Below are 14698 nucleotides of genomic sequence, written 5' to 3' on the forward strand. Positions count from 1 at the left end.
GTCTTTTCTTGATAATGATAAAATTTCTCGACCTACAAAAAATTAATGCTCAGTATGAAACTGAAATTCATCAAGCTATCAAAGAGGTAGTTGATTCGGGCTGGTATATTTTAGGCAAATCTGTAACAACGTTTGAACAAAATTTTGCTCAATATACTGGAGCGAAACATTGTATTGGGGTTGCCAATGGTTTGGATGCCCTCATCCTTATCTTAAATGGTTATATTGAACTAGGGAAATTAAAGCAAGGTGACGAAATTATTGTGCCTGCCAATACCTTTATTGCTACTATATTAGCGATTAGCAAGGTTGGGTGTACCCCTGTTTTGGTAGAACCAGATGAAGCGACATTTTTGCTATCTGAAAAAAATTTAGAAGGACATATTACTACCAAAACAAAAGCCATTATGCCAGTACATTTGTACGGACAATTGGTTGATATGTCGGTTATTAATGCTTGTGCTAAAAAGCATAATCTATTGGTTATTGAAGATGCGGCACAAGCACATGGTGCCAATGATAATGGGAATATAGCAGGGAGTAGTGGAGATGCAGCGGGCTTTTCTTTTTATCCAGGTAAAAACTTGGGAGCGTTGGGAGATGGTGGAGCAATTACCACCAATGATGATGCATTAGCGGCGATTGTAAGAGTTTTACGCAATTATGGTTCAGAGAAAAAATATCACAATAAAGTAGTTGGAGTCAATAGTCGTTTGGATGAAATTCAAGCAGCTATTTTAGATGTCAAATTGAAATATTTAGATAGAGATACAGAAAAACGTCGTCAAATTGCAAAACGTTATTCTACAGAAATCTCTAACCCTAAAATACAATTACCTCAGTGGGATTTTGACAAAAAGAATCATGTATTTCATTTATATGTTATTCGTTCTAATAACCGCCCTGACTTACAAGCCTATTTAGAACAAAATGGCATACAAACGATTGTACATTATCCGATTCCTCCGCATCAACAAAAAGCTTATCAGACTTTAAATCACTTATCGTTCCCTATTACAGAACGAATTCATAAGGAGGTCTTGAGCTTGCCAATTAGTCCTGTAATGGAGCAAGAAGAGGTAGATATGGTTATAAAAACCTTGAATGGATATGGGAAATAAGGAACCATTAGTTAGTATTGTTGCAGCTTGTTTTAATCATGAAAAGTTTTTAGAAGAAACGTTAGACAGTATTGCCAAGCAAAGCTATTCCAATATTGAATTAATTATTACTGATGATGGTTCGAGAGATAATTCTGTGGTCCTTATTAAGGAGTGGATGGCAAGAAATACAATACCATGTACTCTAATTGCTAATGAAAAGAATGAGGGGATTTGTAAAACTTTTAATAAAGGATTGGCAAAGTGTACTGGCAAATATTTTCAAGTGATTGCTTGTGACGATGTCATGCTAGAAGATAAAATAAAGAGTCAGGTTGCTATTTTAGAGAAGAGTTCAGAGCAGGTGGCTGTAATTTATACGGATGCACAGGTAATTGATGAAAATAGTATCTTGATACACGATTCTTTTAGTAAGTATTGGAATTTTCCTGCTGATGCAGAAACTACTCTAAAGGGATTGATTAAGCAAAATACAATCATTGCTCCTTCTGTGTTGATAAGACGTTCTGCTCTTGTGGAATTAGGAGGTTATGATGAGAAATTAAGTTATGAAGATTGGGATATATGGTTGCGATTGGCTCGAAAGTATGATTTTATCAAACTGGAAAAACCACTTGTAAAGTATAGACATTTTAGTACTTCTATGTCTCAGGGAAGCACTTATCGAACAGCAATTGCCAAGGATAGTGTTCAGTTGTTGGAAAAACACCGAGGTGTTTCTACAGAGATTGACAAATTGATTGATGAGGCTCAACGCCCTTTGATAACGGCATTAATTGAAAACAATGATGCAACTACAAGCGTTTTATGGAAGAAATTAAAGTACGAAAAAACATGGTACAGCTTATATATGTTTTCTTGCTCTTTAATTGGTATTAAACAAAAAAAGGCACACGCTTTCAAAAACTTTTTCAAAAAAGCAAAATAAATGTCAACGATATTAGTAACAGGAGGTTGTGGGTATATTGGTAGTCACACAATTGTAGATTTAGTTGCCAATGGTTTTGAGGTGGTATCTGTTGATAACAATGTCCGTTCGAATCGAAATGTATTGTTTGCTATAGAAGAAATCACAGGTATGAAAGTAGAGAATCATGCCATAGATATTTGTGACTTGGAGGCACTTAGAAGTGTTTTTAGACAATACAAAGAGATCAAAGGAATTATTCATTTTGCAGCCTACAAGAGCGTTCCTGAATCTATTCAAGAGCCCTTAAAATATTATCAGAATAATATAAATGGCTTGCTAAATGTATTAACTTGCATAAAAGAGCGTCGGATTCCAAACTTTATTTTTTCTTCCTCCTGTTCTGTTTATGGAAATGCAGAGGCATTGCCAGTTTTTGAACACACAACTATTGGTACCGCCGAAAGTCCTTATGCGTATACCAAACAAATGGGAGAACGAATCATTCAAGATTTTGCAGTGGCAGAGCCGTGCACCAATCATATTCTATTGCGATATTTTAACCCTGGGGGATCTCATCCAAGTGCTAAGATAGGAGAAGTCCCTCAAAAAGGAGCTTATAATGTTATCCCTTTGTTAGTAGAAGCATTATTAAAAAAACGTCCGCCTTTTGTTGTCACAGGAAATGACCACAATACACCCGATGGAAGCTGTATTAGAGATTATATCCATGTTATGGATGTCGCTAGTGCCCATACCAAAGCACTACAGTACCTGTTAAAAGAAAAACAACAACATAACTGCGAGGTATTTAATATTGGAATAGGAAAAGGAGTGTCCGTATTAGAACTAATTGCCGTATTTGAGCAGGTGACAGGACAAAGATTAGATTATTCTATAGGAAGTAAACGGGCAGGAGATATTTCTGCTATCTATGCAGATGCAACAAAGGCAATGGAATTATTAGAATGGAAACCTAAGTACAAGATTGATGAAATTTTGTCTACTACATGGAAATGGTACCATAGTGATTATAAAATATCTTAAACAATTTAATGCATATTATTTTCTACATATCTCGTTTTGGAATAGGAGGCATTCAAACCTTTGTCATTCAATTGGCAAAAGAATTGATTCAACTACCGAATGTCAAAGTATCCATCTTTTGCCATCATCCAGAGCAAGTAGATACTAGTTCTAACGAACCAATTCCTGCTGAAATTGAAATTTTGACATTATCAAAAAATGCCAAAACAATTGTTCTAATCAATAAATTGAGAAACTGGATAAAGAAAATAATTCCTTCCTTTGATTTGAAAGAATGGTTGACAACGCGTTATTTTTTGAAGTTGTTAAAAAATAAACAAGTAGATGTCATTCACAATAATATTCAGCTAGGAGATGAAAATGTTTATTTAGCTCAACAGCGGTTAAATATCCCTTATATTACAACTCTACATGGTGCTTATAAGCACATACTGAGACAAGAGGTTTCGGAGACAGAGAAAAAGATATTAAAAAATACTTTAGAAAAATTACTGTCTACGGCATCGACTATTGTCTATTTGTCACCAGCGAATATTCTTCCTTTCAAAGAAATTTTTCCCAACCGTTCTTTTGTAGATGAATCGTTATTTTTGAAAATATATAACGGTTTGGCTGAGCAGCAAGTGGTGACTGGTTCTGATCCACTGAATAATAAAATTACCTTTGGAATGGTCGCAAGGGGACATCAAGACAAAGGTTGGATTGAATTGTTAGAAGTAACAGACGAGCTACTAAAAGCAGGATACGAGCAAATAGAATTGCGCCTTTTTGCCGATGGTGATTATGTTGATAAACTCATGCAACAGAAAGATTGGCACCCTAATATAAAGTATATGGGAGCCACGCATTCTCCTATCACAGAAATTCTTAACTTTGATGTTGGATTGTTGCCTTCATACCATGAAGAAATGCCATTCACTATTATAGAATACTTGGCTTGTGGAAAACCTTCTATCGCTACGAATGTAGGAGCGATAGAAGAAATGTTGTGCACCGACTCAAAGGAAGTTGCAGGAATCTTAATTCCATTGAATACAGAAAAAAAGGTTTCAAAAGCACATTTAAAAGCAGCTATGTTAGCATTTGTAAAGGATTCTAATTTAGTTTTAAAATATGGAAAACAAGCTCAAAAAGCCTTTGAAAAATTTAACATTAAGAATACTACAAAACAGTATTATAACGTCTATCAAAAAGCCTTGAAAAAATGAAAACAGTCATCTTTGCTGGAGGGTTAGGCTCTCGAATTTCAGAAGAATCACATATGCGTCCCAAACCGATGATTGAAATCGCAGGTAAGCCTATCTTGTGGCATATCATGAAAATGTATCAAGCACATGGACACAACGAATTTATAATTTGTTTGGGCTACAAAGGATATATGATAAAAGAGTATTTTATTAATTATTTTTATCACAATTCAGATATCACAGTAGACTTAGCAAACAATCAAGTTGAGGTGCATCAAACGAATTCAGAAAACTTCAAAGTAACCTTAGTGGATACAGGGTTGCATACAATGACTGCTGGTCGATTGCAACGAGTCGAAAAATATATTGGTGAGGATGAAAATTTTATGTTGACTTATGGCGATGGAGTTTCTGATGTTGACATCAAAGCATTGGTCGATTTTCATCATGCACACGATAAAATAGCCACTGTCACTACCGTACAACCTGCGGGGAAATTTGGCGTATTGAACACAGATTCAGAAGGAACAGTAACCGAGTTTGTAGAAAAACCCAAAGGTGGTGGAACTTGGATTAATGGTGGTTTCTTTGTTTTGAATCGAAAGGTGTTTTCTTATCTAAGAGACAAAGACATGACTCCAATTATGTGGGAGGATGATCCTATGCGTGATTTAGTAGCTGATAATCAGCTGGTTTCTTATAAACACGATGGGTTTTGGAAATGCATGGATATATTGAGAGACAAACGTGATTTGGAACGTATGTGGGAGAGTGGAAATCCTGCTTGGAAAATATGGTAAATTAAGAATCTATGGTAACAGGAACAGAGCTTAAGAAATTCTTTGAAGGAAAAAAAGTTTTTCTGACAGGACATACAGGCTTCAAAGGTGCTTGGATGACGGTTTGGCTGAATCGTTTGGGGGCGATAGTTAAAGGCTATGCTTTGGAAGCCGAAAACCCTTCGTTGTATGTTGATATAGATGGAGATCATTTGTGTGAATCGGTAATAGCAGATATTCGAAATGCACAGCAATTATCTAGTGCTGTTCAAGAGTTTCAACCCGATATTATTTATCATATGGCGGCACAACCATTGGTGTTGGATGCCTATAATCGCCCTGTATATACATTTGAAGTCAATGCCATTGGGACGGCAAATTTGTTAGAAGCAGCAAAGTTGGTGGACAAAAAATGTACGATTATTAATATTACAACCGATAAGGTATACGAAAATAGAGAATGGTTTTATCCTTATCGTGAGAACGATCACTTGGGAGGCTATGACCCTTATAGTGCTAGTAAAGCTTGTGCAGAGTTAGTTAGTGCTTCTTATCGTTCTAGTTTTTTTAATCTTAAAGACTACTCCAAACATCAAACGAGTTTGGCTACAGTACGTGCTGGAAATGTTATTGGTGGGGGAGATTGGGCAGAGAATAGGATTATTCCTGATATTGTTCGGGCGGTGAGTGATGGCAAGCAAGTGACCTTAAGAAATCCTCATGCCGTGAGACCTTGGCAACACGTCTTAGAAGCATTGTATGGCTATTTGCTGTTGGCAATTCGCATGGACGAGGATCCTATTCGATTTTCTGAGCCTTATAATTTTGGTCCTTTGTTCGATGAAGCGATAACAGTAGAATTTTTAGTTCAGCAAGCAATAGAAGAATGGGGAAAAGGCTCTTACGTGGTAGAACAACAAAAAGGTCAGTTGCATGAGGCAAAACTGCTGCGCTTGGATTGTTCTAAAGCGGTCAATGAGCTAAAGTGGTATCCGCGATGGAATGCAAAACAGGCTATCCAGAATACAATTAAATGGTATAAAGAGGCTTTAGACAAAAAACAAAGTCCTTTAGAAATAACTCGTGCCCAAATTCAGGCTTATTTGTCTTAATTTTTGAGTATTTTAGTCGAGTAATGCAGAATCACATTAAATTATTACAAAAAAAAACTGTTTTCCCTTGAAATTAAGGGGGATAGTAGTATATTAATTTTCCGAATCTCTTAAAAATAAGTTGATCCAAATTCGTGAGAATGTCTACGGTAAGAATGGTAACACTTACAAACTAAAATACCATTAACTCTAGACAAACTATAAACTATTCTTTCGTTTCACTTATTTGTAGCAAATTAAGGACTAGTTAAGTGCTTGAAAATACCCGATAAACATGAGTACCTTAGATTCTCCAACTAGACTCAAGGCAAGAAATATTATAAATAGTACCTGGTTTAATATGACCATATTAGGACTTATTGTTCTAAATGGTTTACTAATTGGTGTGCAAACGTATAGCCACGTGCCAAGTTACATTCAGGTCGTACAGCTTTGCATCTTATTTGTTTTCTTTATAGAAGTAGTCTTGCGTTGGCACGGAAGGAGGAGCACTAGAGAGTACTTTGCCGATCGCTGGAATTGGTTTGATGTTTTCATTCTAGTTATTGGTATTATTCCTGAAGTTGCAGGGATTTTGTTTACCGACATGAACGATCAACAAAATTCTGTTTTTGCGACGTTGCGTGTCCTTAGAATTGTGCAATTGACCCGTTCTATTCGAGCAATAGAAGAGCTCAGAGTCTTAATAGGCGTCTTACTGAAGTCCATCAAATCTTTATCCTATATTGCGGTGTTATTCTTGCTTATTATGTACATCTATGCTATAATGGGAGTCACACTTTTTAAGAATAAACAATACAGTCAATCCGAACATTTGGAATTGACGATTAGCAATCCAGATCCTTATGGTAGTTTAGGAGAGGCATTTTTTACCTTGTTTAGAATTTTAACAGGAGAGGATTGGACAGATTTGAGGTACAATCTATTGAAAAATGAATATACAGCTAAAGAGGATGGTATGAATACGGTCCCTGCTGCTTCTAATTGGGTTGTAACCATCTATCATGTCTCTTGGATGGTTATTGCAGCTTATTTGCTCGTTAATTTAGTCGTTGGGGCAATTGTTAATAACTTTCAACTGGTTTTGGATGCACGACGTGAAGAAGAAGAGCGATTTAAAAATAAAAAAGACAATCAAAATCCAGCTATCAATAATCCTGATGATGGTCGAGATGATGATAAGTTGCCTCCAAGAAGAACAACCAAACGTCCAAAAGTTTAATACAGAACATCATCTCCTCCCTTACTCTGTTAAGAAATAATAGAGTATGCTATAGGTATGATCAAAAAAAATCCCATACAAAGCTTGTTGTACAGGATTTATCAACTCTTTTAGTATTGAACAACTCCACAGAAAAGTAATTTTCTAAACAAGAGTCGGCTGTGGTTAAGCTTGTCCTTTTGGAGTATTGAAATTCATTGGAAATGGATTGGTATTCAGATCTACATCTTTAATAGGTCCGTTGGCAGCTTCATAGCGTTTTAGATTTTCTCTCAAGGCATACATCAAACGCTTGGTTTGTTGAGGTGTCATGATAACTCTAGATTTGACCTTTGCTTTTGGAACATTAGGAACCAAACGAATGAAATCTAGAACAAATTCAGAATTAGAATGAGAAATGATACTCAAATTTGCATAAACACCTTCTGCTGTTTCTTCAGATAATTCAATATTAATTTCGTTTTGTTTTGGTTGATGATCGTTCATGAACAATTAACTTTTAAAGAACCTATTCGATTCTTTTATGATGGAATAATTTAGACCTATGCTGAGGATAGTCTTATAGATTTCATAGATATAATCAAATTAATACGATTTTCTCACAAAGTATTGATTATATAATATAAATAATTTTCATTATTGGGATTCATTACAATAGATACAAGACCAAAATACGGAAAAAAATAGTAGAATTTAAGCTTTGACCCAGTCGGTATATTTTCTTTAAGAGTTTAATGAAACAAAATAGGCGAGTTCAAAAGAGAATGAAACGACTTTTAAGCCATTTTTTTTATGATAATTTTATAGAATGAACTTGCATAATCCTCTGAAAAGCTATATATTAAGTGTGCATTTTTTGTAGACATTGCAAAATGCAATAAAAAAAATATTTTTTCTGTCCCAGAGGTAACGTTTCGTTATTTTACAACATTAATTACCAAAATAACAAAAACTCCTCACATTTATAAAACAATCTTATTATGAAAAATATGTCAAAATTACTCATGCTAGTGGCAGTAGTTTTATTCGCTGTTTCTTGTGATAATGCTAACCCAACTCAAAGTGCTACAGTAGCAAGTGCTGATAAAATTGATTTGAATTCCCATCGTGGTGCTAAAGAAACTCATCAAACTATTGACCGTTTCTCTCTAGCTGATATTGACGTAAATTTAGAGGCAATGGAAACCGTTGCAATGGAACAAATGAACCAAGAAAATGCAGATGCTCAGGATATTATGAATATGAATGCTGCATTGATGGGAGCTGAAAAAGAAGCTCAATTGCTAGAGGTAAAATTCTCTATGTCTGACGAGCCAGTAGAAAATGGTATGTTCATTTTTTCTATTGAATCTCCAGATGGTAAAAACTTGACATTGGAAATGTATGATGAGGAAGGTTATGCAAAAGTAGCTAATAACAAGTTTGATGTAACAGAAGGTAACAATTACAAAGCATTAAATGTTAATTCTATGGAAGATGGAGATTACTTATTCCGCCTAAAAGATGATGAAGGAAGAGAGTTAGTAAGAACCGTAAACATCAGCAATGAAAAATAGTTAGAGCAAATTAGAATTGCCTATAAAATATACAAATCGGGACACCTCACTATTAGGTGTACCCGATTTTTTTATAACTTTTTTATTAATATTATGCTAAATATGAAAATAACAAGTACATTTTTTATTTGCTCTATTGCTTTGACTCTAATGTCTTGTGAATCAGGAACAAGTCATATGGCTTCTACGGCTGTTAATGTAGGGGGATCTGTGACAGGGCAAAATGTGGTGAAGGAGCGTTTTGAATATGATGCTGCCAACCTTGAAATTATGGAACCTACTGGAATGAGAACGATCACAGAAGAAAACGTGCTAACAAATATTCATAGGAATTTAATGGCTGCAGAAAATGAAGCAGAATTATTGGATATTAAGTTTTCTATGTCTGATGAACCAGTCGAAAATGGAGTCTTTATATTTGGAATAGAATCTGCTGATAATAAGATATTAACGATAGAAATGTATGATGAAGAAGGGTTTCACTTAACTGCTAATAATAAGTTTCATATACAAGAAGGGAATAATTATAAAGCTTTAAATGTAAGTGGAATGGAAAATGGTACTTATGTTTTTCGACTTAGGGATGATAAAGGAAGAGAGATAAATAGAAAAGTCGATATTGCCCATGAACAAAAATAAAGAAAATTTGTTTTTATAAGTAAGAAAACATTATATCTTACTTGAAAATTTGTTGCTATTTGTTTTATGTAACGATTTGTTTTTTATCACATTTTTAAAGAAAAAAAAGTTTTTTTCAGAAAAAATAAAGATAAAATTTGTTTTTCTAAATTTAGAAAATTAACTTAGTATATAGACAAACGTATATGTAAACCTATTAACAACATAGATATACGGTAACATATTCCCCTTTTATACCATTAATCAATATTAAAAACAGTTTTATTAAAAAAGAGAATTATGAGAAAGTATACAAGTTTATTCGTCCTAGGGTTGTTTGTGATTATATTTACTGCATCTTGCAGCGACCAAAACAACACTAATAAACTAAATATAGATACAGAAACAACTAGAGCGGCTCAAGGTGAAGCAATGCAAGTAAACTTCCGTGGTCAAATGATTACAATCGAAGCTGGAGATATGGTTGGTACTGCAAAAGCAATGAATTCAGAAGATGCGGATGCTGAAGCTGTTATGAATATTAACTCTACATTGATGGGAGCAGAGAAAGAAGCTCAATTGCTAGATGTAAACTTCACTATGTCTGATGAACCAGTAGAAAACGGTATGTTTATCTTTGGTATCGAAACAGAAGATGCTAAAAACTTGACACTAGAAATGCACGACGAGGAAGGTTTTGCTATGGTTGCTAACAATAAGTTTGAAGTAACTGAAGGCAATAACTACAAAGCATTAAATGTTAAATCTTTGGAGCCAGGTGCTTACAACTTCCGTTTGAAAGACGATATGGGCAAAGAATTGAACAGAGTTGTTCAAGTTGCAGAAACAAAATAATATAAAATACATATATTATATAAAATCTCCCTTCTAGAAAGAGAAGGGAGATTTTTTTTTTCATCGTAGAGAATGAAAGGATGAAATGCTTATAGTTAAATTTTGAAGATATTTAAAGTTTGAGGTAACAGTGTTTTGGATACAGGCATAGAATAAAATAACTATTGTATATTATTGTTTATAATAATAAAAATAGTAACTTAACCTTATTGTTTGTTGATAAGAAGTCACTAAAACAGTAGTTTTCTAAAATTACAACGTAGCAGCATTACCAACTATAAAAAATCAACGACCACGAAGTAACAGCGCAGCTAAGTGCTAAAATAAAATACCCCCAAATAATTAATAAGCCAACCAATTCAATTGGAAGCTTACTTAAAACCAGTTTTAAATTCATAAAACGAACAAAGATGAAAAAACCGACACAATTTCTGACACTGTCTATTATTTGCTTATTATTCTTTTCATTAACTTCTTGCCAACAAGAGTGTGATTGTGAGAAGAAAGCAAAAATGTCTGATGCAACAACTAGAGCAGTAGACCTCGATGTTAACAAATCATTTAGAGAACGTCTTGTAAGCAGCGTCTCTAGCCAAGTAAGCACAGTAAAGGATGTTCCTCGATTTAAATTTACGATGGAGATGCTTCCAGAGGGAATCCAGCCACAAGATTTGGATATATTAACCAAAGACTTGAGCCAAAATAAAAGTGAGGCATTGGCTAATGTTGAAGCAACAGAGTTAGTGACGAGTATTTTTAATGCTTTGATTGCAGCAGAAAACTCAGAAAACCAACTAGCAGTTGAGTTTTCTATGTCTGACGAACCTGTCGATAACGGAAGCTTTATTTTTGGAATTAAGTCAGATGATGCACAAGATTTGACTTTGATGATGTACGATGAGGAAGGGTTTGGAGTTGTTGCCAATAATAAGTTTCAAGTTCAGGAGGGGAGCAATTACAAAGCGTTGAATGTAGCTAACTTGGAACCAGGAGGATATATTTTTAAACTGAGAAATGAGCAAGAGGGAAGAGAGTTAATTAGAAGAGTAGAAATCGCCGAATAAGGTATTATATTCGATTTATTTTAAAGGGTTGAACTGTATTACAGTTCAACCTTTTTTTTTTAACGCATTAAGTATAAAGGGAATAAGATGCGTGCGTCATACGAAAACTTTTGCTCGTGGGATTCTGGTAGTTTATAGTTTTTCATAAAAGATCGAAAAAAGGCTTCTAACTCTATGGTATCTATATTGATAGAATTTTCGGATAAGATATACGTAATGTGGTCAAGGTTGCCATCCTTTGCAAAGAATACTTTTATCCAAATTTTTACACCTTTCAAATCAAAATCAATTTCTTCGGCATATTTTTCTATTGCCACCAAAATGTGCTGCCAGTTTTGTGTTGTTTTGATAAAATCAGCATCCGAGGCAGAAAAGAGAGAACTTTTGTAGCGAGAACTTAATTCCTCTAGTATTTCGCTACGTTGTGCTACATTGACGACTTTCGGGAAGTCGCTTTGTTGTGCCCAGACTTGGGTACTTAAACTAAAAAAGAGTAAAAAGGTTATTAAGTGATTCATAGTTTTATGTTATAATATTTGATCAATAGGCACCGAACAAGAGCTCAAAATCTAATTTAAACGAATTCTGCTTTCTTCTTGAGGTACTTAGTTTGCTCTTAGTTCAATATTTAGACCAAGAATGTAGTCTATGAAAACAGCAAATTGTTTTTTTTGCTAATAAAGCCGTATTTTGAGATGACTTAGACCCTAAGTCGATATTCTATCAAACGAAGAATACAGAAAATTATTGGAGTAATCCACAGAGCATTATTTCAGAGGTGCGTAATTATAATAAAATAAGGTATGAAAGACATAGCAAGACTAATTTTTATTCTACTTTGGATGTCTCCAATGGCAACAATAGCGCAAAGTTTACTGTCGGGTGTTGTCATAGATGCAGAAAGCAATGAGCCATTAATTAGTGTTACCGTTAGTATCAAAGAGACCACAGAAGGAACAACAACTGATCTGGATGGTAAATATAAGCTAAGTTTAGGAGAAGGAACACATACGATTGTATTTAGTTATATTGGTTTTACTAGTGTCGAAAAAGAAGTCGTGGTAGATGGTCAAACTCCCATTGTATTAGATGTAGCATTGTCTGTTGGTACTTTGATGGGGGAAACGGTGATTGTAACAGAAGGGCGTTATGAAAAAAAGCTAGAAGAGAGTACGGTGTCAATTGATGTTATAGGTCAACAGCAAATAGAGAGTAACAATGTAACTAGTTTGGATGAAATTATAAAAAAGGCATCAGGAGTACAAATTACAGATGGTCAGATTAGCATTCGAGGTGGCGCGGGCTATGCATATGGTGTTGGTAGTAGAGTCCTTTTTTTAGTGGATGGGCAACCCTTGCTCTCGGCAGAGTTGAGTGATGTGAAATGGAATTATATGCCAGTAGAAAATGCCGAACAGATTGAAATTATTAAAGGATCGGCATCGGTATTGTATGGTTCAGGAGCTTTAAATGGTGTCATTAATCTAAGAACAGCCTATCCCAAAGGAACACAACCTTACACTGCATTTTCTATGTATGCTGGTATTTATGATCAACCTAGAATAGATTCTATGCGTTGGTTTGACCCCAAGGTAAATGCAGCCGAAATACCTATGTTTTCAGGTTTTTATTTTGCACATAGAGAACGACTTCACAAGAATGTGGATTTAGTTGTAGGTGGAAATGTTCATCTGGGCAATGGTTATTATCGAGGAGCGGATGAACGCCGTTTTCGATTTAACTTTAATACAAGGTTTAGGGTGCCCCAACTCGATGGTCGTATTTCTTATGGGGTTAATGGCAATATTATGTATCATGAGGATGGTCGCTTTTTTATGGCAAAAGACATGGCAAGTAATGCTTATTTAAACCTAGATACGATTTACAGAGATCGCTATTATTCTATTACAATAGACCCCTATTTAACAGCTTTTGACAAACTGGATAATAAGCACGATTTACGAGCTAGATGGTTTAGAATAGCGAAGGTACAACCAGGAGATGATTCGGAAGCGGATATTTTTAGTTTAGAGTATCAGTTTCAGCGAAATTTCGCCAATGATTGGATTGTCACAGCAGGTATACGAGGGCAGTTTTTAAATGTAAATAGTATTCTTTTTGCTGATGTTAATGCACATTATACCGAACGAGCGCTATTTACAGGAGGTTCGTTTGCAGCCTATGCACAGGTAGATAAGAAGTTTTGGAATCGACTTTCAGCTACATTGGGGCTCCGTTGGGAAGGGTTTGTTGTAGATACTAGCTTTATACCTGCTTTACCTATTGTTCGAGCTGGTCTAAACTATGAGGCAAGTCCAAACGATTTTATTAGAGCTTCTTTTGGTCAAGGTTTTCGCTTGCCATCTATGGCAGAACGTTACTTTAATGAACGCCTTCCAGGAACATTCTTGGGAATTTATCCCAACCCAGATTTGCGCCCAGAAACTGGTTGGTCAACGGAGTTGGCTTATCGACGAATTTTTAGAGGAAAAAATATTAAAATATATGCAGATGTCGCCTTCTTTTGGATGGAATATGATGATATGGTCGAATTTTCGTTGGGAAGTTATGCCCAAGGACCAGGGTTTAGTTTTGTGAACATTAGCAAAGCTAGAATTGCAGGTTGGGAAGTATCCACACAAGGAGAAGTTCGCATTGGTAAAGTTCCTATTAGAGTTTGGGGAGGGTATACATATAGTTTTCCTGGTGATTTGAGTGCTGACACGAGCAAATTAAGAGACCCAGGTGTTTTTATTGGAGAATTGTTTAGAACATTTGCAGAAGGAGTAGAACGAGCAGATTATCCCAACATTTTAAAATATAGAAGAATGCATACGGTTCGGATGGATGTAGAAACCGAATTGTGGGGTCTTACACTTGGTACTGTGCTTACCTATAATAGTTTTATGGATCATATTGATGCTTTGTTTGAGTATAATTTTATTACCCCTAAATTGTCGCATTTTAGGTTGATACATAACAAGGGATATTGGCTTTGGGATATAAGAGTAGGGTATCGATTTAATGATAAACAACGTATCAATCTTGTCGTTCAAAATGTACTCAATGAGGAATATGCTAGTCGTCCTGCGCAAATGGGAGCTCCACGTAGCTTTTCATTAAAATACAGTCATGTATTCTAAAATAGTAGTTTTATCAAGATGTCATTTTAACAATAGTTCGTTGAAACCACGCAGTAGCAGCGCAGCTAAACTTTATTAGTTTGATAA

At 35.1% G+C, this 14698-nt stretch carries 14 protein-coding genes; 12 read left to right on the forward strand and 2 right to left on the reverse strand.

What is annotated here, in order from left to right:
• Positions 1–14: 14 nt before the first annotated feature.
• The 7 genes from CG11_RS16260 (at position 15) to CG11_RS16290 (ending at position 7375) form a co-directional block, all read left to right on the forward strand.
• On the forward strand, positions 15–1121 hold the full coding sequence (locus CG11_RS16260) for a DegT/DnrJ/EryC1/StrS aminotransferase family protein (protein WP_052597857.1): 1107 nt from the start codon (positions 15–17) through the stop codon (positions 1119–1121).
• Positions 1111–2049, forward strand: a complete 939-nt coding sequence (locus CG11_RS16265) for a glycosyltransferase (RefSeq protein ID WP_197043868.1) — start codon at positions 1111–1113, stop codon at positions 2047–2049. Before CG11_RS16260 ends, CG11_RS16265 begins: the two co-directional genes overlap by 11 nt.
• On the forward strand, positions 2050–3075 hold the full coding sequence (gene galE / locus CG11_RS16270; RefSeq protein WP_052597860.1) for a UDP-glucose 4-epimerase GalE: 1026 nt from the start codon (positions 2050–2052) through the stop codon (positions 3073–3075).
• A gap of 8 nt (positions 3076–3083) precedes the next feature.
• The gene (locus CG11_RS16275; RefSeq protein WP_052597861.1) at positions 3084–4283 is read left to right on the forward strand and encodes a glycosyltransferase family 4 protein; all 1200 of its coding nucleotides are present in this window, start codon (positions 3084–3086) and stop codon (positions 4281–4283) included.
• A complete protein-coding gene (gene rfbF, locus CG11_RS16280) occupies positions 4280–5062 on the forward strand; it encodes a glucose-1-phosphate cytidylyltransferase (RefSeq protein ID WP_052597863.1) in 783 nt (260 codons plus the stop codon). The genes CG11_RS16275 and rfbF overlap by 4 nt, the downstream gene beginning before the upstream one ends.
• A gap of 11 nt (positions 5063–5073) precedes the next feature.
• A complete protein-coding gene (rfbG, locus tag CG11_RS16285) occupies positions 5074–6153 on the forward strand; it encodes a CDP-glucose 4,6-dehydratase (RefSeq protein WP_052597864.1) in 1080 nt (359 codons plus the stop codon).
• A gap of 274 nt (positions 6154–6427) precedes the next feature.
• Positions 6428–7375 carry an ion transporter gene (locus CG11_RS16290; RefSeq protein WP_052597865.1) on the forward strand — a complete coding sequence of 316 codons (948 nt, stop codon included), beginning with the start codon at positions 6428–6430 and terminating at the stop codon, positions 7373–7375.
• A 165-nt stretch (positions 7376–7540) separates the two neighbouring features.
• Here the strand turns inward: CG11_RS16290 and CG11_RS16295 are convergent, their stop codons facing one another.
• Positions 7541–7861, reverse strand: coding sequence for a DUF3467 domain-containing protein (locus tag CG11_RS16295; RefSeq protein ID WP_052597866.1), 321 nt, complete (start codon positions 7859–7861; stop codon positions 7541–7543).
• Between the two features lie 494 nt (positions 7862–8355).
• Here CG11_RS16295 and CG11_RS16300 point away from each other — a divergent pair, with 494 nt between their 5' ends.
• The 4 genes from CG11_RS16300 to CG11_RS16315 all read left to right on the forward strand — a co-directional run bounded on the left by CG11_RS16300 (position 8356) and on the right by CG11_RS16315 (position 11468).
• Entirely contained in the window at positions 8356–8931 is a 576-nt protein-coding gene (locus CG11_RS16300) for a hypothetical protein (RefSeq protein ID WP_052597867.1), read from the forward strand.
• A 102-nt stretch (positions 8932–9033) separates the two neighbouring features.
• Entirely contained in the window at positions 9034–9570 is a 537-nt protein-coding gene (locus tag CG11_RS16305) for a hypothetical protein (RefSeq protein WP_156039801.1), read from the forward strand.
• 279 nt (positions 9571–9849) lie between these two features.
• Positions 9850–10404: a hypothetical protein gene (locus tag CG11_RS16310; RefSeq protein WP_052597869.1), complete on the forward strand. Its 555-nt coding sequence runs from the start codon at positions 9850–9852 to the stop codon at positions 10402–10404.
• A gap of 410 nt (positions 10405–10814) precedes the next feature.
• Positions 10815–11468: a hypothetical protein gene (locus CG11_RS16315; protein ID WP_156039802.1), complete on the forward strand. Its 654-nt coding sequence runs from the start codon at positions 10815–10817 to the stop codon at positions 11466–11468.
• Positions 11469–11527: 59 nt separating this feature from the next.
• On the opposite strand, the gene CG11_RS16320 is transcribed toward CG11_RS16315, so the two are convergent.
• A complete protein-coding gene (locus tag CG11_RS16320; RefSeq protein ID WP_052597871.1) occupies positions 11528–11986 on the reverse strand; it encodes a hypothetical protein in 459 nt (152 codons plus the stop codon).
• Positions 11987–12271: 285 nt separating this feature from the next.
• Here CG11_RS16320 and CG11_RS16325 point away from each other — a divergent pair, with 285 nt between their 5' ends.
• Complete coding sequence (locus tag CG11_RS16325; RefSeq protein ID WP_052597872.1) at positions 12272–14611, forward strand: TonB-dependent receptor; 2340 nt, start codon at positions 12272–12274, stop codon at positions 14609–14611.
• Positions 14612–14698 lie beyond the last annotated feature (87 nt).

It is taken from the genome of Aureispira sp. CCB-QB1, assembly GCF_000724545.1.
GTDB lineage: Bacteria > Bacteroidota > Bacteroidia > Chitinophagales > Saprospiraceae > Aureispira.

Excerpts from the sequence above, each read along its gene's own strand:
- CG11_RS16315 (WP_156039802.1), top strand. The coding sequence starts at position 10,815 with ATGAAAAAACCGACACAATTTCTGACACTGTCTATTATTTGCTTATTA.
- CG11_RS16275 (WP_052597861.1), top strand. The coding sequence starts at position 3,084 with ATGCATATTATTTTCTACATATCTCGTTTTGGAATAGGAGGCATTCAA.
- rfbF (WP_052597863.1), top strand. The coding sequence starts at position 4,280 with ATGAAAACAGTCATCTTTGCTGGAGGGTTAGGCTCTCGAATTTCAGAA.
- CG11_RS16320 (WP_052597871.1), bottom strand. The coding sequence starts at position 11,986 with ATGAATCACTTAATAACCTTTTTACTCTTTTTTAGTTTAAGTACCCAA.
- CG11_RS16310 (WP_052597869.1), top strand. The coding sequence starts at position 9,850 with ATGAGAAAGTATACAAGTTTATTCGTCCTAGGGTTGTTTGTGATTATA.
- galE (WP_052597860.1), top strand. The coding sequence starts at position 2,050 with ATGTCAACGATATTAGTAACAGGAGGTTGTGGGTATATTGGTAGTCAC.
- CG11_RS16300 (WP_052597867.1), top strand. The coding sequence starts at position 8,356 with ATGAAAAATATGTCAAAATTACTCATGCTAGTGGCAGTAGTTTTATTC.
- CG11_RS16305 (WP_156039801.1), top strand. The coding sequence starts at position 9,034 with ATGAAAATAACAAGTACATTTTTTATTTGCTCTATTGCTTTGACTCTA.
- CG11_RS16325 (WP_052597872.1), top strand. The coding sequence starts at position 12,272 with ATGAAAGACATAGCAAGACTAATTTTTATTCTACTTTGGATGTCTCCA.
- CG11_RS16265 (WP_197043868.1), top strand. The coding sequence starts at position 1,111 with ATGGGAAATAAGGAACCATTAGTTAGTATTGTTGCAGCTTGTTTTAAT.
- rfbG (WP_052597864.1), top strand. The coding sequence starts at position 5,074 with ATGGTAACAGGAACAGAGCTTAAGAAATTCTTTGAAGGAAAAAAAGTT.
- CG11_RS16295 (WP_052597866.1), bottom strand. The coding sequence starts at position 7,861 with ATGAACGATCATCAACCAAAACAAAACGAAATTAATATTGAATTATCT.
- CG11_RS16260 (WP_052597857.1), top strand. The coding sequence starts at position 15 with ATGATAAAATTTCTCGACCTACAAAAAATTAATGCTCAGTATGAAACT.
- CG11_RS16290 (WP_052597865.1), top strand. The coding sequence starts at position 6,428 with ATGAGTACCTTAGATTCTCCAACTAGACTCAAGGCAAGAAATATTATA.